Annotated in this window: 14 protein-coding genes and 1 pseudogene; 9 read left to right on the forward strand and 6 right to left on the reverse strand. The window is 64.1% G+C overall.

Annotated elements, in window-relative coordinates:
• The first annotated feature begins 85 nt into the window (after window positions 1-85).
• Window positions 86-709, forward strand: coding sequence for an AraC family transcriptional regulator (locus tag AWB81_RS07705; protein WP_143753699.1), 624 nt, complete (start codon window positions 86-88; stop codon window positions 707-709).
• A 24-nt stretch (window positions 710-733) separates the two neighbouring features.
• On the opposite strand, the gene AWB81_RS07710 is transcribed toward AWB81_RS07705, so the two are convergent.
• The gene (locus AWB81_RS07710) at window positions 734-1,459 is read right to left on the reverse strand and encodes a DeoR family transcriptional regulator (RefSeq protein ID WP_062633842.1); all 726 of its coding nucleotides are present in this window, start codon (window positions 1,457-1,459) and stop codon (window positions 734-736) included.
• 238 nt (window positions 1,460-1,697) lie between these two features.
• On the opposite strand from AWB81_RS07710, the gene AWB81_RS45645 reads away from it, so the two are divergent.
• The 4 genes from AWB81_RS45645 to AWB81_RS07725 all read left to right on the forward strand — a co-directional run bounded on the left by AWB81_RS45645 (window position 1,698) and on the right by AWB81_RS07725 (window position 6,362).
• Window positions 1,698-1,847: a hypothetical protein gene (locus AWB81_RS45645; RefSeq protein WP_159462911.1), complete on the forward strand. Its 150-nt coding sequence runs from the start codon at window positions 1,698-1,700 to the stop codon at window positions 1,845-1,847.
• A 352-nt stretch (window positions 1,848-2,199) separates the two neighbouring features.
• A complete protein-coding gene (locus AWB81_RS07715) occupies window positions 2,200-3,192 on the forward strand; it encodes a LacI family DNA-binding transcriptional regulator (RefSeq protein WP_062633938.1) in 993 nt (330 codons plus the stop codon).
• A 136-nt stretch (window positions 3,193-3,328) separates the two neighbouring features.
• A complete protein-coding gene (locus AWB81_RS07720) occupies window positions 3,329-5,125 on the forward strand; it encodes an IlvD/Edd family dehydratase (RefSeq protein WP_062633940.1) in 1,797 nt (598 codons plus the stop codon).
• Between the two features lie 40 nt (window positions 5,126-5,165).
• Window positions 5,166-6,362 carry a fumarylacetoacetate hydrolase family protein gene (locus AWB81_RS07725; RefSeq protein ID WP_062633843.1) on the forward strand — a complete coding sequence of 399 codons (1,197 nt, stop codon included), beginning with the start codon at window positions 5,166-5,168 and terminating at the stop codon, window positions 6,360-6,362.
• Here AWB81_RS07725 and AWB81_RS07730 read toward each other — a convergent pair.
• From AWB81_RS07730 to AWB81_RS07745, 4 genes are all read right to left on the reverse strand, one after another.
• The gene (locus AWB81_RS07730) at window positions 6,351-7,019 is read right to left on the reverse strand and encodes a gamma-glutamylcyclotransferase (protein ID WP_062633844.1); all 669 of its coding nucleotides are present in this window, start codon (window positions 7,017-7,019) and stop codon (window positions 6,351-6,353) included. The two genes, AWB81_RS07725 and AWB81_RS07730, sit on opposite strands and share 12 nt — an antisense overlap.
• Before the next feature lie 152 nt (window positions 7,020-7,171).
• Window positions 7,172-8,587, reverse strand: a complete 1,416-nt coding sequence (locus AWB81_RS07735) for an NCS2 family permease (RefSeq protein ID WP_062633845.1) — start codon at window positions 8,585-8,587, stop codon at window positions 7,172-7,174.
• Between the two features lie 329 nt (window positions 8,588-8,916).
• Window positions 8,917-10,650, reverse strand: a complete 1,734-nt coding sequence (ggt, locus tag AWB81_RS07740) for a gamma-glutamyltransferase (protein ID WP_087134855.1) — start codon at window positions 10,648-10,650, stop codon at window positions 8,917-8,919.
• A gap of 74 nt (window positions 10,651-10,724) precedes the next feature.
• Window positions 10,725-11,486 (reverse strand): SDR family NAD(P)-dependent oxidoreductase, encoded by a 762-nt coding sequence (locus AWB81_RS07745; protein ID WP_062633847.1) that lies wholly within the window; start codon window positions 11,484-11,486, stop codon window positions 10,725-10,727.
• A gap of 392 nt (window positions 11,487-11,878) precedes the next feature.
• Here AWB81_RS07745 and AWB81_RS07750 point away from each other — a divergent pair, with 392 nt between their 5' ends.
• Complete coding sequence (locus AWB81_RS07750; RefSeq protein WP_062633850.1) at window positions 11,879-12,352, forward strand: VOC family protein; 474 nt, start codon at window positions 11,879-11,881, stop codon at window positions 12,350-12,352.
• 19 nt (window positions 12,353-12,371) lie between these two features.
• Here AWB81_RS07750 and AWB81_RS07755 read toward each other — a convergent pair whose 3' ends face one another.
• Window positions 12,372-13,244, reverse strand: a complete 873-nt coding sequence (locus tag AWB81_RS07755) for a LysR substrate-binding domain-containing protein (RefSeq protein WP_235025746.1) — start codon at window positions 13,242-13,244, stop codon at window positions 12,372-12,374.
• Between the two features lie 527 nt (window positions 13,245-13,771).
• Between AWB81_RS07755 and AWB81_RS07760 the strand changes: the two are divergent.
• From AWB81_RS07760 to AWB81_RS07770, 3 genes and pseudogenes are all read left to right on the forward strand, one after another.
• Window positions 13,772-15,357: pseudogene (locus AWB81_RS07760) on the forward strand (peptide ABC transporter substrate-binding protein).
• 46 nt (window positions 15,358-15,403) lie between these two features.
• Window positions 15,404-16,324 carry an ABC transporter permease subunit gene (locus tag AWB81_RS07765; protein WP_062633853.1) on the forward strand — a complete coding sequence of 307 codons (921 nt, stop codon included), beginning with the start codon at window positions 15,404-15,406 and terminating at the stop codon, window positions 16,322-16,324.
• An 87-nt stretch (window positions 16,325-16,411) separates the two neighbouring features.
• Window positions 16,412-17,236 (forward strand): ABC transporter permease subunit, encoded by an 825-nt coding sequence (locus AWB81_RS07770; RefSeq protein ID WP_159938849.1) that lies wholly within the window; start codon window positions 16,412-16,414, stop codon window positions 17,234-17,236.
• The last annotated feature ends 1 nt before the right edge of the window (window position 17,237 follow it).

Consider the following 17,237-nt stretch of genomic DNA (forward strand, 5'->3'; position numbering starts at 1 on the left):
CGATTTCTTTCGCTACGACTGGACTCCGTACACGATCTTCCATATCCGGCCGGGGCAGGTGCAGAAGTTCAGGCTCCAGCCCGACATGGAGGCGAAGATCATCTTGTTCACGCCCATGTTTCTCGCGTCGGAGAAGGGCGCTCCGGACAGGAGCGCCTGCGGCAGTCTGATGTGGCGCGGCCGGCCTGCGACAGTGCTGCATCCTCCGCGGCGACCGGAATGGCGGGCGATCGAGGATGTCTACTTGCTGGCGGAGGAATATCGCGACGCGGACGGCTCCGCGCTGTCGGACAGGGTGCTCCAGCTTCAGTTGCAGACGCTGATCGTCCGCCTCGTCCGCATTTCTGATCAAGCCGAAGCGGTTCTGGCAGTCCCCGATGTCGCTCATCGCACCTATCTGCGCTTTATCGAGGCGCTCGAACAGCGGTACTCGCACACGAGGCGTGTCGAGGACTATGCGACAGCGCTCGGCTATACGACGCGGACGTTGACACGCGCGTGTCTGGTGGCGAGTCAGTTGACGCCCAAAAAGTTGATTGAGAATCGTGTCGCTTTGGAGGCGAAGCGGCTCCTCGTTCACACCGACCTTTCGATCAAGGTGATCGCCCAGGAGGTCGGGTTCGGGGAAGACACCAACTTCGTGAAGTTTTTCCGACGCGTCGAGGGCGTGTTGCCAAGTGCGTTCAGAACCCGGTTTCGGATAAGGTAAGGCGGCATTGCCCGCCGCACGACGTCACTTCGCGCGCCGCGCGGCTTGCCCGTTCTCGGTGATGACCGAGTCGAAGTCGTCGAGTTGCGAGAAGCGCACGGCCTTCACCTTGCCGAACTTGCTCGAGTCGACGACCAGATGCCGTTCCACCGCGCTCGCCATCGCCGCCTGCTTGATCGCGACCTCATGAAAGTTCCAGCAGGTCACGCCGCGCGCTTCGTCGACGCCGCCCGCCGACAGAAACGCCTTGTTGATGCCCATGCGCCGCAGCGTCTCGACGCTTTCGTCGCTCGCGAACGAATCCGACGACGGCACATAAACGCCGCCCAGCAGAATCATCCGCACGTTTGGCCTGCGCCGCAGGATTTCCGCCACGTTCAGCGAGTAGCAGACGACCGTCAGGTGCATGTCCGCGGGAATCTGGCGCACGAGCGTCGTGAGGGTCGTGCCGCAGTCGATGAAAACCGTCTCGCTGTCGACCAGCAAGCGCGCCGCCGCGCCCGAAGCCTCCGCCTTCGCCTGCGCGAAGTGGTCCTTTTCTTCTTCGATGGTGTAGCCAGCCGCGTTCGGTACATCGGCGGCGCTCACGATATAGCCGCCAAGATACGTGAACTGCGCCGGGCTCGCGGCGATGTCGCGCCGCACGGTCATCTCGGACACGCCGAGCAGCGTCGCGGCATCGCGCAGGCGCATCACGCTCTGGTTTTCGAGGGCACTGGCAAGCAGTCGCAGACGATCGGTTTTGGCCATCGGAGGGCCTGCGGGTCGGACGCCAGTAGCGCCGTGCGCAGTGTTAGATTCTGGTCGGATGATGAAAGAATTATAACAACGCAAGTCGAAAATGAGGCCCGAAGCCGACCGGTACGGGGTAAATCCCGAGTAAGCCGCGGGGTGGCCGCCGACTGTTGTTTTTTAAAGATTGGTTGCACTGCAGCATAAAAAGAGTATTATCAGGGTTATCCCTTAGCTACTTACCCGGATAACCGCCATGAAAACCACTGCTCAAACCTCGATTCTCGTTTCCTTCGGCTCCTGGCTGCGCAACGCCATGGCCGTCACGCGCCGCGAATGGAATCGCGCGCTCGACCTGCATGTCCAGAACTGCGAAATCCTCGTCGATGCTTATCGTCGCAAGTAAGCCAGTAGCGGCGTCGCGCCGTTGCTCGCTGGCGAAGTGCGCGGGAAGTGACGCTGTGTCGGGGCTGAAACTGCCCCGGCGTGCGTGAACCGCGCTCGCTGGCTGAATCGCGAGAGTACCGTCGAGAGACGCAAAAGGGCCGTAGCGTACGCTGCGGCTTTTTTTTCGCCTCGGCTCCGGCGGCTCGCACATCCCATCGAGGCGATGGACGTCGTGGGGCCGCGAATGAGGCCTGCCGTATCATTGTGAGCAGCCTTCACTCACGATCTGGACACCACCTCACCCGATGGGCAACTCCAGCACCACCGTCAACGCCGCGAGCCAATCCCTCGACCCGAGCGGGCCGGCGCGCATGTCCGACGTCGCGCGTCTCGCAGGCGTATCCAAGATGACGGTTTCGCGCGTGCTCGCGGGACACAGCGTCGCGCTCGCGACGCGCGAGCGCGTGCAGCAAGCGATCGACGAACTGGGCTACGTCGCCGATGCCGCCGCCGGTGCGCTGTCCTCGGGGCGCTCGGAGTTCGTTGCCGTGCTGGTGCCGTCACTGGCCAGTTCCAACTTCTCCGATACCGTGCGCGGTCTGACGGCTGCGCTCGAACCGCAGGGCCTCCAGTTGCTGCTCGGCGACACCGACTACGACCTCGACCGCGAAGAGCGGCTCGTGCGCTCGATGCTCAGGCATCAACCGCGCTGCGTCGCGCTTACCGGTGCGCAGCATACGGCGGCGACGCGCACGCTCCTTGTGCGTTCGGGCATTCCGGTGGTCGAGATGTGGGACCTGCCGTCCGATCCGATCGACGCGGTCGTCGGCTTTTCGAATGCGAAAGCCGCGCGGGAGATGGTGCGCTATCTGCAGGCGCGCGGCTACCGGCGGATCGGCTTTATCGGCGGGGCCGGGGATCTCGACCGGCGCGGCTACGAGCGCCTGAAGGGTTATCGGCAGGAAATCAGGGCGCTGTCGCTCGGCGAGCCGCGCGTCGTGCGACTGGGCGATTCGCCGATCACGATGAGTCACGGCGCGCCCGCGCTCGATGCGCTTCTCGATCAATGGCCCGACACGGACGCCGTCATGTGCGTGAGCGACATGTCCGCGTTCGGCGCGATCATGCAGTGCCACCGCCGCGGCCTCTCCGTGCCCGACGACATCGCGGTCGCCGGATTTGGCAACTTTGAAGTGTCCGCTTGCTCGCATCCGACGATCACGACAGTCTCCGTGGACGCGCACGGCATCGGCTATCGCACCGGCGAAACGCTGCTGGCCGCCTTGAACGGACATCGCGCGCAAGACCGCGCACATACGAAAGTGAACATCGACTACACGGTGATAGCACGGGAAAGCGCCTAAACTCGGGAAGCGTGCGGTCGCGGCGTGCTAACATTAAAAATATGTTACCGGTAACGCAACAGCACGCGAAGCAGTCACTGGAATTGAGCGAACGCACTCGATGCGTCGTCGGAAAACAATCACGGAGATGAGCACGATGTCCCAGCCCAGCACACCGCGCGGCGCCCGGCGCCTGCGCAGCCAGGAATGGTTCGACGATCCCGCCAATGCCGACATGACCGCGCTCTACGTCGAGCGCTTCATGAACTACGGTCTCACGCGCGAGGAACTGCAGTCGGGCCGCCCCATCATCGGCATTGCGCAGACAGGCAGCGATCTCGCGCCGTGCAACCGCCATCACATCGAACTCGCCGCGCGTACGAAGGCCGGCATTCGCGACGCGGGCGGCATCCCGATGGAATTCCCGATGCATCCGCTCGCCGAGCAGAGCCGCCGGCCGACCGCCGCGCTCGATCGAAATCTCGCGTATCTCGGGCTCGTGGAGATCCTGCACGGCTTCCCGCTCGACGGCGTGGTGCTGACCACCGGCTGCGACAAGACCACGCCCGCCTGCCTGATGGCGGCGGCCACCGTCGACATGCCGGCCATCGTCCTGTCCGGCGGCCCGATGCTTGATGGCTGGCATCAGGGAAAGCGCGTCGGCTCGGGCACGGTCATCTGGCACGCGCGCAATCTGCTCGCGACGGGCGAAATCGACTACGAAGGCTTCATGGAACTGACGACCGCGTCGTCGCCTTCGATCGGCCATTGCAACACGATGGGCACGGCGCTCTCGATGAACAGCCTCGCCGAAGCGCTCGGCATGTCGCTGCCTGGATGCGCGAGCATTCCGGCCGCCTATCGTGAGCGCGGCCAGATGGCCTACGCGACCGGCAATCGGATCGTCGACCTCGTGCGCGAGGACGTGCGTCCGTCGCAGATCATGACGAAGGCGGCATTCGAGAACGCGATCGTGGTGGCGTCGGCGCTCGGAGCGTCGAGCAACTGCCCGCCGCACTTGATCGCCATCGCGCGGCACATGGGCATCGACCTGAGTCTTGAGGACTGGCAGCGAGTAGGCGTCGACGTGCCGCTTATCGTGAACTGCATGCCGGCCGGCGAGTATCTCGGCGAGAGCTTCCACCGCGCGGGCGGTGTGCCTGCCGTGCTCCGTGAACTAACGCAGGCAAGCCTCGTGCACCGTGATTGCCTGACCGTGTCGGGCCGCAGCATCGGCGAGATTGCGGACGCGGCGCCCGAGGCGGACCGCGACGTCATCATGACCGCCGCCGAGCCGCTGAAGCACGGCGCCGGCTTCATCGTGCTGTCCGGCAATTTCTTCGACAGCGCGATCATGAAAATGTCGGTCGTCGGCGAGGCGTTCCAGCAGACCTACCTGAGCGAGCCGGGCGCGGAGAACACCTTCGAAGCCCGCGCGATCGTCTTCGACGGCCCCGAGGATTATCACGCGCGCATCAACGATCCGTCGCTCGACATCGACCAGCACTGCATCCTCGTGATTCGCGGCGCGGGCACCGTGGGCTATCCGGGCAGCGCCGAAGTGGTCAACATGGCGCCGCCCGCCGCGCTCGTGAAGCAGGGCATCACGTCGCTGCCGACCATGGGCGACGGCCGGCAGAGCGGCACGTCCGCGAGTCCTTCGATTCTCAACATGTCGCCGGAAGCGGCCGTCGGCGGCGGACTTTCGCTGCTGCGCACGAATGACCGCATTCGCGTCGACCTGAACGCGCGCAGCGTGAACGTGCTCATCGACGAAGACGAGCTCGAAAAGCGGCACTCCACGATGCACTTCGAGATTCCCGCCGCGCAAACGCCTTGGCAGGAGCTGTACCGGCAGACGGTCGGCCAGCTTTCGACGGGCGGTTGCCTCGAACCCGCGACGCTTTATCTGAAAGTGATCGCCGAGCGCGGCAACCCGCGCCATTCGCACTGAATCGCTGCAGTCCATTCACTTCATCGGGAACATTCTTTCCATGTCCGCGACATCTGAACCCAGTTTCCTCCCCGAGGATCTCGACCAGGCGCTGCTCGTCGGCCGCGTATGGCGCAAGTCCGACCGCTACGAAGGCCCGTGCGTGGTGGCCGTGCGCGGCGGCGAGGTGTTCGACATCACGTCGGCCGTGCCGACTACCGCCGATCTCTTCGAGCGCGCGGATGCGGCAAGCATCGCGCGCACAGCGCCGGGCGAGTCGCTCGGCCGCGTCGAAACACTGATGGCTGCAAACGTGCCGGGCGCCGCAACGCCCGCCGTGCGGCTCCTCGCGCCCTGCGACGTGCAGGCGATCAAGGCTTGCGGCGTGACCTTCGCGGTGAGCCTGATAGAGCGTGTGATCGAGGAGCAGGCGGGCGGCGACCCGGCCAGGGCGCGTGAAGTGCGCGAGATGATCGCGACCACGATCGGCACGGATCTCTCGAAGATCGAGCCGGGCTCCGAGGCGGCGATGAAGCTCAAGGCAGAACTGGAGCGGCGCGGAGCGTGGTCGCAATACATGGAAGTGGGCATCGGCCCGGACGCCGAAGTGTTCTCGAAATCGCAGCCGATGTCGGCCGTCGGCTTCGGCGCCGATGTCGGTTTGCTCGCGGCATCGACCTGGAACAATCCCGAGCCGGAGATCGTGCTCGCGGTGAACAGCCGCGGCGAGATCGTCGGCGCGACGCTCGGCAACGACGTGAACCTGCGCGACATCGAAGGCCGCTCGGCGCTTCTGCTCGGCAAGTGCAAGGACAACAACGGGTCGTGCGCGATCGGTCCGTTCGTGCGCCTCTTCGACGATGCGTTCACGCTGGATGCGGTGCGCGCGTCGAGCGTTTCGCTGCGCGTCGAGGGTACGGACGACAACTTCGTGCTCGACGGCGTGAGCCACATGAGCGAGATCAGCCGCGACCCGGCCGATCTCGTCACGCAGACCTGCGGTGCGCATCATCAGTATCCGGACGGTTTCATGCTGTTCCTCGGCACGATGTTCTCGCCGATCAAGGATCGCGACACCGAGGGCGGCGGCTTCACGCATCACCTCGGCGACCGCGTCGTCATTTCGACGCCGCAGCTGGGCGCGCTCGTCAACACCGTGCGCCTCTCGACCGAGATCGAACCGTGGACTTTCGGCGTGCGAGCGCTGTACGCGAATCTCGCTAGACGTGGACTGCTCGGCGCGGCGTCAGGCGTCTGATACGGCGCCGATGCGCGCCAGTTCGGCGGCCAGTTCGTCGATATACGCGTCCTCCATGTCGCACTCGGCGAGCGCGTGCTGCAGCTTGAGCACGTACTCCGCGTTGGTGCCGAACGAACCGCACGCCGCCGCGATCAGCGGCGCGATCGTCGCGGGACGCGAATCCGCTTCGTAATGCGCGTGCAGCGGATTGGCGACGAACACGACGGCCAGGCCTTCTTCGCCGCTCCTGAACGTGACCGGCGCCCAGGTGGGCGCATAAGCGCCCGTCACCATTTCGCGCGTCCAGAGAATACGCATCTCCTCATCGAGCGTTTCCTCGGGGATTCGCAGCACGACGCCTTCCGTGCTGCCGCCGGGTTCGAGCGAAAGCATCCGGCCCGGACGCTCGAGCGTGCCCCGGCCGGCGATCGCGCGCAGGCTGAAGGTCCGGTGCCAGCCGTGCAGCGTGGCAATGATGCGCTCGTCGTAGCGCGAGATGGGATTCCACATCAGCGAGCCGTACGCGAACACCCAGACGTCGTGGTCCCTGGGCCTGAGCGCCATCGTTTCCTTCAGCGACTCGTCGATGCGCGCCTGCGTCCACAGAATGTCCTTCGGCAGCGAGTCGAAGCTTTCGAGATAGGCTCCCGAGCAGATGGCGTCACGATTGAGCATCCGGTTTTTTCCGATGGGTTGGCGAGGCGCGGGCCGCGGTGCTCCAGTATGACAAACAAGAAAAAAACGCGCGCGGCCGCCGGCTGATGCTCAAAATGAAAAATAAGGCGCCGATCGGCGCCTTTTTCGGGGATGAAACGAGGCGGATGCCGCTAGATCGCCCAGCCGCCGAGATAGAACACCGCGAGCACGAGCGCGATCAGCACTGTCCCCACATTCAGCTTGCGATACTCCCCCGCGACGATCCGCCCGATCACGAGCGTGCAGAAGCCGAGCATGATGCCCGTCACGATGTTCGCCGAGAGCACGATGAACACCGCGCAGACGAGGCCCGACATCGAATCGACGGTATCGTCCATGTGGAGCTTGCTGACGTTGCCGAGCATCAGCAGCCCGACGTACATCAGCGCGGGCGCCGTCGCGTAGGACGGCACGAGACTGGCGAGCGGCGAGAGGAACATCACCGCGAGAAAGAGCGCGCCGACCACCGCCGCCGCCAGCCCCGTCTTCGCGCCCGCCGCCACGCCCACCGACGACTCGATGTAAGCCGCCGCCGGCGCGCCGCCGAAACACGCCGAGAAAATCGAGCTGATCGAATCCGCCGTCAGCGCGCGGCCGCCGTTCACGATGCGACCGTTCTCGTCGATCTGGCCCGCCTGGCCCGCGACCGCGCGGATCGTGCCGGTGGCGTCGAAGACTGCTGTCATCACGAGGGCGAGCACGCTCGGCAGCACCGCCATCGACAGCGCGCCCTTGATGTCCATCGCGCCGATCAGCGACGAGTGGCCCGGCGCCGACAGCGACGGCAGCGCGAAGATGCCGTGAAAGCGCACGGACGGATCGAATGCGAGGCCGATCGCGGAGAGCCCGACCACCACCAGCAGGATGCCGCCCGGCACGCGCCGGCGCTCCAGACCGAAGATCGCGGCGAGCCCGAGGATCGACATCATCACCGGGAACGCGTTGATGTGCCCGAGCGACACCGGCATGCCCGGCGCGGGATTCTTGACGATCAGCCCGACCTCGTTCGACGCGATCAGCAGCAGGAAGAGGCCAATGCCGATGCCGGTGCCGTGCGCGACGCCCGTCGGCAGGTTGCGCAGGATCCACGAGCGCACGCCGGTGACGGAGATCGCGGTGAACACGAGCCCCATCAGGAACACCGCGCCCAACGCGACCGCCGGCGAGAGCCCCTTGCCGAGCACGAGTCCGAACGCGGTGAACGCGGTGAGCGAGATCGCGCAGCCGATCGCGATCGGCAGGCGCGCCCAGATGCCCATCAGGAGCGAGCCGAACGCGGTCGTCAGGCACACGGCGACGAGCACGGCGCTCGTGTCGAAGCCCGCCTTGCCGAGCATGCCCGGCACGACGAACACCGAATAGACCATTGCGAGAAACGTCGTCACGCCGGCGACGACTTCGCGCCTTTGAGTGCTGCCGCGTGCGGAAATGCCGAAATAGCGGTCGATGAAGCCACCGCCTTGCAGGGCCTCGCGCGATTCCTCGCGCTCGATGGTCGAATCGATGGTGGTGATGTCGGCCAGGGGCCGGGCGGGGGATTCCATCATGAGCTGCTCCTTTATCAGCACGCTGAAACGGCTGGTTCCGGGCGCAGACAAGCGCGCGGGGCCGTCGTCAGGGTCGTCTCGTCTGTGTAGTTTTGGGTTCGATCCGCGCCAGCAGCAGGGCTGGACTCGGTCAGGACAGAGACTAGGGGAACACAAGTCATGATCCAATCTCAAAAAAGGCATGCCGCGCATGCCGGCATCCTTATAAGTCTTCTGCAGCGGGCGCGAGCGGCAGGTGGCCCCGATGCAAACCCCAATGAAAAAAAGCCAGGCGCGGGGCCTGGCCTTCCTGTCGACTTCGGGTGACGTCAGGGTTTACGTGGACGAAATCACTGGATCACGCGCGATACGCCTCGTCCGCGCGGATCGGACATCGGCTCGGGCGTATCGCCGTCGATGCGGATCGCCTGGATGTCGCCGTTGAAGCCCTGCATCGTGAACGTGTAGCCCTTCGCTTCGAGCGCTTTCACGACTTCCGGATCGAGCGCGTGGTACGGCTCCTGATAGATCGTGTTCGGCGGCAGCAGCTGATGATGGAAACGCGTCGCGCCGACGGCTTCCGGCAGCGGCATCGAGAAGTCGTACACGTTGGAGAGCACCTGGAAGATCGACGTGAAAATGCGCGAGCCGCCCGGCGTGCCGATGACCATCGCGACCTTGTCGTCTTTCGTGAGGATGGTCGGCGTCATCGATGAGAGCGGGCGCTTCTTCGGCGCAATGGCGTTCGCGTCGCTGCCGACCACGCCGAACATGTTCGCGACCCCCGGTTTGGACGAGAAGTCGTCCATCTCGTCGTTCAGCACGACGCCCGTGCCTTCCGCGACGACGCCCGAGCCGAAGTAGCCGTTGATCGTGTAAGTGTTCGATACCGCGTTGCCCCATTTGTCGACGACGGAGTAGTGCGTCGTCTCGGCCTTCTCGGGCATCGTCGTGCCGAGCCCCGGCTGGACGCTCTTCGTGTCCGACGGCGTCTCGGGGTTCACTTCCTGCGAGCGCTTCAGGATGTAATCGTCGTTTGTAAGCTGCGCGACCGGCACCTTGTAGAAGTCGGGATCGCCGAGATACTGCGCGCGGTCGGCGAACACGCGCTTCTCGATTTCCGCGACGAGGTGGATGTACTGCGCGGAATCGAGCGGGACGTTCGCGAATTTATCCTTCAGGTCCGCCTTCATTTTCAGCAACTGCACGAGGCCGATGCCGCCCGAACTCGGCGGCGGCGCGGTGATGATCCGGTAGCCGTTCCAGCTCGCGAGAATCGGCTGGCGCCACACTGCCTTGTATTCCTTCAGGTCGCGTTCGGTGATGAGACCGTGTCCCTTCATCGATGTCGCGATCAGCTCGGCCGTCCTGCCTTCGTAGAAGCCTTTCGCGCCGTTGTCGGCGACGCGCTGCAAGGTCGCGGCCAGATCCGGCTGCTTGAACACCGCGCCCTGCTTCATGCTGCCGAAGTAGAGGTCGAAGTTGGTCTTGCCCGCGAACTCCTTCGACGCCTTGTCGCGCCGGTCCTGCAACTGGTCGTCCACTTCGAAGCCGTTCTGCGCGTACGCGATCGCGGGCGCGAGCACCTGCCTCCACTTCAGCTTGCCGAAGCGCTTCTGCGCTTCCCACATGCCCGCGACCGTGCCGGGCACGCCCACCGCGCGATGTCCGTAGAGGCTCATGCCCTTGATGACCTCGCCCTTGTCGTCGAGATACATGTTCTTGGTCGCGGTGAGCGGCGCGCGCTCGCGATAGTCGAGGAAGTACGGCCGGTGGTCGACGTAGAGCGTCATGAAGCCGCCTCCGCCGATGTTGCCGGCTTCCGGATACGTCACGGCAAGCGTGAACGCGATGGAGACGGCTGCATCGACGGCATTGCCGCCCTGCTTGAAGATCTGCTCGGCGGTTGCCGCAGCGTATTTGTCCGCGACGGCTACCGCCGACGCGGTCAGTACCGCCGGCTGGGTATCGGTTTTCGCGTAGGCCGGCGTGGTCTCGACGAATCCCGTCGATACGAAAAGCGCGGCGGCCGTGAACGCGCCGAGCACCGATGAGCGCATGCGTTGTTCCAGTTTCGACGACATCCCTTCTGTCTCCTAGGCTTGCGGTGAAGATGGGCTTATACCATGATCGCGGCCGCCGTCGGAAAAGCGGGGGCTTACGGCATCAGCTGGCCGCCGTTCACGTCGATGATCTGGCCCGTCACGTAGCGCGACATCGTCTCGGAGGCGAGGTACAGGAACGCGCCGCTGCAATCGTCGGGTTCGCCGATGAAGCCCATCGGAATCGACTTGCGGAACGCTTCGAGCTGTTCCGGCGACGTGAAACGGTCCTGGAACGGCGTCTGGATCACGCCGGGCGCTACGCCATTCACGCGAATCCGGTCGGCCATCAGCTCCTTCGCCATGCCCTTCGTGAGCGTGCTGACAAAGCCTTTCGACGCCGCGTAGAGCAGCGCGCCCGGGCCGCCGCCGTTGCGCGCCGCGACCGAAGTTACGTTGATGATCGAGCCGCCGCCATTGGCGCGCAGCGACGGCAGGGTCGCGCGCGTGAATGCCACGACCGAGCGCGCGTTGATGTGCAGGACTTCGTCGAAGAGTTCGTCGGTCACGCTTTCGAGCGGTTCGCGTTTTACCAGGCTGCCGGCGTTGTTGATGAGTACGTCGAGCTTGCCGAATTCGTCGGCGACCTGAGCGACGGCGGCATCGATCGCCTTCGTGTCGCGCACGTCCGCGCCGACGGTGATCGCGTTCACGCCCAGCGCGCGTACTTCCTGCGCGACGGCGTCGGCGGCTTCCTTCGACTGGTTGTAGTGGATCGCGACGTTCGCGCCGTAGCGGCCGAACGCGCGCGCGGCCGCTGCGCCGATGCCGGTGCTGGCTCCCGTGATCAGGACCGTTTTGCCTTTCAGATCGTGCATGAGTGCTCCCGAAATGCGTGGATGAAGAAAAAACCTCGCCGCGCGAGAAGCGGGCCGAGATGCGCGGACGAGCGATTCGAAATGTGGTCGCCGCCTATTCTGCACTTACATAACGCGTCGGACTATCGTTTGCGCCTAAAATTCATCGGTGATCACGGTTGCGCCGGGACCGTGCCAGCAAGGGCCGCACGTCGTTTCGAATAGTGAGATTGCCGTGCTGGCGCGGCATGCGCAACCCAATGCCGACGGTCCGTTCGCCCTGCGCAAAAGCGTTATGCTTGTCGCAAGGCAAGGCAAGGCAAGGCAAGGCAAGGCAAGGCAAGGCAAGGCAAGGCAAGGCAAGGCGTTGCAAAGCATCACGCGAGCGGTCCAGAAACGAACAGGAGACAGCGATGAATGCGAAAGTCGATCCGATTCCCGAGGGCCGCCACGGCGTGACGCCCTATATGACGGTGGCGGGCGGCGCCGCCGCGATCGAGTTCTACACGAAGGTATTCGGCGCGACCGAAGTGTTCCGGCTCGATGCGCCGGGCGGACGCGTCGGGCATGCGGAACTGGCGATCGGCGGCAACGTCGTCTATCTCTCCGACGAGTTTCCCGAAATGGACGTGCGCGGACCGCTCTCGGTGGGCGGCACGCCCGTCACGCTGCATCTGTACGTGGAGGACGTCGACGCGGTCGCGCAACGCGCCGTCGACGAAGGCGCCACGCTGATCCGTCCGGTCGCGGACCAGTTCTACGGCGACCGGGGCGGCAAGCTGCGCGACCCGTTCGGCCATCTCTGGTGGATCGCGACGCATATCGAGGACGTGTCGCCGGAAGAGATGCGCGTGCGCGCCGAAAAGCTCTTCAGCGACGGAGGGTGACGGCCCGGGCGCCGCGCGCTCAGTCGTCGAACGAGTAGGTCTCGACGACGCGCAGCACCGACTCCCTGAACGACGCCACAAGATCCGAACGAATGCCGCTGCTCGGATACGAGAGCGCGTATTCGTATTCGATCACGTATTCGGGGGGCGTCTCGAACGGCCGCACGACGACGCCGTGCGCGCGCCACACCTTCGCCGCGAACGGCTCGACGATAGACACGCCGAGGCCGCCCGCGACCATCGCATAGCGTGTGTGGGCGGTGTCGGTCAGTACTGTGTAGTGCGGGCGCTCCTCGGCGGAGGAGATGGTCGACTGCTCGGCCTCGTAAGCCTGCCGCGAATTCGGAAGCCAGCCGATGATCCGTTCGCCGCGCAGATCCTGCGCGCGCACCACCTTCTTCTTCGCGAGCCTGTGGCCGGCCGGCATCGCGCACAGCGCGCGCGTCTTGAGCAGCGTCTGCACCTCAATGCCCGCGACAGCCGGAAATGCCTGGCTGATCGCGACATCGGCCTTGTGGTTCTGCAGGCTCACCAGCACTTCGGGCACCTTCACCGAGTCGACGCGAATCGGCACGCCCGGATGGCGCTCGACGAAGTCGGCGAGGATCGGCGGCAGGAGCGTGGTCGCGAGCACCGGCATGCACGCGACGGTGAGGCCTTCGGAGGCTTCGTCGCGGATCATGTCTGCGACCTGCTTGAGTCGTTCCAGCCCCAGGAAGTTCTCTTCGACCGACTTGTAGAAGCGCAGCCCCGCGGTCGTGGGATTCAGACGACCGCCGATTCTACTGAACAGGCTAAAGCCGAGATCGGCTTCCAAATCGGCAATCAGTCGGCTGATGGCGGGCTGCGTGACGTGCATCTTGCGTGCGGCACCGACACTCGTGCCGGTCATGATGAGGCTGCGAAAGGCTTCGATCTGGCGAAAACGGATCATTCTTGACGGATCACAATGCATGACAAACTGGGACCCGAATCTTATAGGAAACAAAGACTTACTGCGCCGACCATTGGGCGCTAGCACAATGGAACACGCCATTTGTCAAAAAAACGTGGCAAGTATTCGCAAAACGCATTGGCTATAAGTACATGTGAGTGGATTCCGCCATATTGTTGTTAAATACTCGCCGCCAACCTGAAATGCTGCCGCAAGGGGCGCACAATGGCGCATGCACGAAGCGGCAGAGTAAGCGGAACGTTAGGTTGGCTAAGCATCGCCAGGATTGAGTTTAGCCAGACAAAGCTAAACGACGTTCCGCCAATAAGAATCGGGGCCGTCTTATCGCGGCCCGCTACAACAAACGGAGACTAGGCAAGAGGATCCCCATGACGTTCTTAGCAGTTCCCGCGACGCGACCCGCGCATCTCGTGCGCGCTTTCCAATCGAACGGTTTTTCGGCACGCAGCCGCGCATTGTCCGCGATGCTCGCTGCCGTGTTCGGCACCGTCGCGGTGTGCGCGAACGCGGCCAACGTTCCCTCGGGTGTGCAGCTCGCGGCGAAACAGGAACTGGTGCGCAACAACGCGTCGGAAGTCGAAACGCTCGATCCGAATCTCGTGGAGTCGGTGCCGGCCAACAACGTATCGGAGGACCTCTTCGAAGGCCTCACCGTCACCGATGCAGAGGGCAACGTACAGCCGGGCGTCGCCCAGAAATGGGAGCAGAAGGACGCGACCACCTGGATCTTCCATCTGCGCAAGAATGCCAAATGGTCCACTGGCGAGGCCGTCACCGCAAACGATTTCGTGTACGGCTGCCAGCGTCTCGTCGATCCGAAACTGGCTTCGCCGTCCGCCGAAACCTTCGGCAAGTTCTTGCTGAACGGCGCCGAAATCATCGCGGGCAAGAAGCCCGTGAGCGAACTCGGCGTGCGCGCGATCGATGCGAACACGCTCGAACTGAAGACGCCGAATCCGGTGCCGTTCCTGCCCGACCTGGTGTCGAACACGACGCTCGGTCCCGTCAACAAGGCCGCGGTCGAGAAGTACGGTCGCGACTGGACGAAGCCCGGCAAGCTCGTGAGCAACGGCGCTTATCAGTTGAAGGAGTGCAAGTCAACAGCAAGCTCGTGCTGGTGAAGAACCCGAACTACTGGGACGCGTCGCGCGTGCCGCTGACTCAGGTCACGTATCTGCCCATCGAGGATGAAAACAGCGACGTGAAGCTGTTCCAGTCGGGCGAGAACGACTGGGTGTATCAACTGCCGTCGGGCACGTACTCGAAGTACAAGCAGCAGTTTCCCGCCGACATCAGGAATGCGCCGATGCTCGGCCTGCGTTATTACTCGTTCAACAACAAGGACCCGCTGCTGAAGGACGTGCGCGTACGCAAGGCGCTTTCGATGGTGATCGACCGCGACATTCTCGCGCAACGCGTGACCGCCGACGGCCAGCTGGCGTCCTACGGCGTGATCCCGAAGGGCATCAAGGGCGCGGACGTGACGAACTACGAGTGGTCGGCGTGGCCGATGGCGAAGCGCGTCGAGGAAGCGAAGAAGCTGCTGGCGGATGCCGGCGTTAAGCCCGGCACAAAAGTGCGCTTCGCGATGAACACGAGCGAATACCACAAGAAGATGGCGATCTTCGCGGCATCGGAATGGAAGACGAAGCTCGGGCTCGATACCGAGGTCGAGTCGATGGAATTCAAGGTGCTGCTCAAGAAGCGCCACGCGGGCGACTATCAGATCGCGCGAAACGGCTGGGTCGCGGACTATAACGACGCCACCACGTTCCTCACGCTCGTGCAGTGCAATTCGGAACAGAATGACAACTTCAGCTGCAATCCGAAGGCCGACGCGCTGATCCGGGAAGCGAACGCCACTACGGATCAGGCGAAGCGCGCGCAACTGCAGACCGAGGCGGCGAAGCTCGCGATGGACGACTATCCGATGCTGCCGCTCCTGCAATACACGCTCGTGCGGCTGGTGAAGAGCTATGTCGGTGGATATTCGCTCAAGAATCCGATGGACCGCTGTCGCAGCAAGGACCTCTACATCGTCAAGCATTGACGCCTGAGGCGCCGCTTGAGGCGGCGCCGTCCGCGAGGAGAAAAACATGTGGTCTTACACACTGAGGCGCGTACTGCTGACGCTGCCCACGCTGCTGATCGTCGTCACGGTCTGCTATCTGCTGCTTCATGCAACCCCCGGCGGCCCGTTCGACGGCGAGCGCAAGGTGTCGGCGGAAGTGCTTGCGAACCTGCAGGCGAAATACCATCTCGGCGAGCCGCTCTGGAAGCAATACCTGCTCTATCTCGACAGTCTCCTGCACGGCGACCTCGGCGCATCGTTTCGCTACGCGGACTGGAGCGTGAACGAGCTGGTGTTGCGTGCATTGCCTGTATCGCTTGCAATCGGCGGCATTTCGATGCTGCTCGCGATCTTGATCGGCGTGTCGCTCGGCATCCTCGCCGCGCTCTATCGCAATAGTCCCGCGGACTACCTGCTGATGCTCGTGAGCAACGCGGGCAGTGCGTTCCCTTCGTTCGTGATCGGACCGGTGCTGATCCTCGTGTTCGCGATCCTGCCGAAGTGGCTTCCGGCAGGCGGCTGGAACGGCTTCGACATCCGCTACATGGTGCTGCCGGTCACGCTGCTCACGATGATCGGCGTCGCAACCGTGGGCCGCGTGACGCGCGCGAGCCTGATCGAAGTGATGAACACGAATTACATCCGCACCGCGTTTGCAAAAGGCCTTTCGCGGCGGACCATCGTGCTGCGTCATGCGCTGCGTCCGACGCTGATTCCGGTCGTCTCGGTGCTCGGGCCGCTCGCGATCGCATCGATCACCTCGGCGGTCGTCACGGAGTCGGTGTTCTCGCTGCCGGGCATCGGCAAGCTGATCGTGAACGGCGCGGCCAATCGCGACTACACCCTCGTCCTCGGTCTCGTGGTGCTCGTCACGGTCGTGGCCGTGCTGCTCAACCTGCTGGTCGATCTCGCCTACGCGTGGCTCGATCCGAAAATCCGCTATTGAGCATGAAACCCATCATGAAATCTTCCCTCGCGCCGCTGCTCGAAAAAGCCGCTGCCGCGCCCGTCGAAGGCCGTAGCCCCTGGCAGGATGCGGATGCGCTTTCGGCGCAACAGGGCCGCCGTCGCGAGCCTCGTGCTGCTCGCGCTCATCACGCTTGCATGCGTCGTCGGTCCGATGTTGCTGCCGAACCAGTTCGATTCCGCCGACTGGAACGCGATGAGCGCCACGCCGACGTTCGCGAACTGGCATCTTTTCGGCACTGACGAAACCGGCCGAGACCTGCTCGTGCGTTGCCTGATCGGCGGACGCGTGTCGCTCCTCATCGGCGCGCTTGCCACGCTCACGTCGGTGACGCTCGGCATCGTGTGGGGCGCGATTGCGGGCTTCGTCGGCGGTCGCGTGGACAACACGATGATGCGCATCGTCGACATGATGTACGCGATTCCCTACCTGCTGATCGCGATCCTGATGGTGACGCTCCTCGGCCGCGAGTTCTACCTCGTCGTGCTCACGATCACCGTGTTCTCGTGGATGGACATGGCGCGCGTCGTGCGCGGGCAGACGCTCGCGATCCGCTCGAAGGAGTACGTGGAAGCGGCGCGCGCGAGCGGCGTGTCGACGGGCGGGATCATCGTGCGGCATGTCGTGCCCAACCTGCTCGGCATCGTCGCGATCTACACGACGGTGACCGTGCCGGGCGTGATCCTCACGGAGTCCGTGCTGTCGTTTCTCGGACTCGGCGTGCAGGAACCGATGACGAGCTGGGGCGTGCTGATCCAGGATGGTGTCGGTGTGATGGAAAGCTCGCCGTGGATCCTGCTGTTTCCGGCGGCGCTCCTGTCGGTGACGCTCTATTGCATCAATTTTGTCGGCGACGGGCTGCGCGATGCGCTCGATCCGAAGGACCGGTGAC

This window comes from Caballeronia arationis (genome assembly GCF_001544975.2).
Classification (GTDB): Bacteria; Pseudomonadota; Gammaproteobacteria; order Burkholderiales; family Burkholderiaceae; genus Caballeronia; species Caballeronia arationis.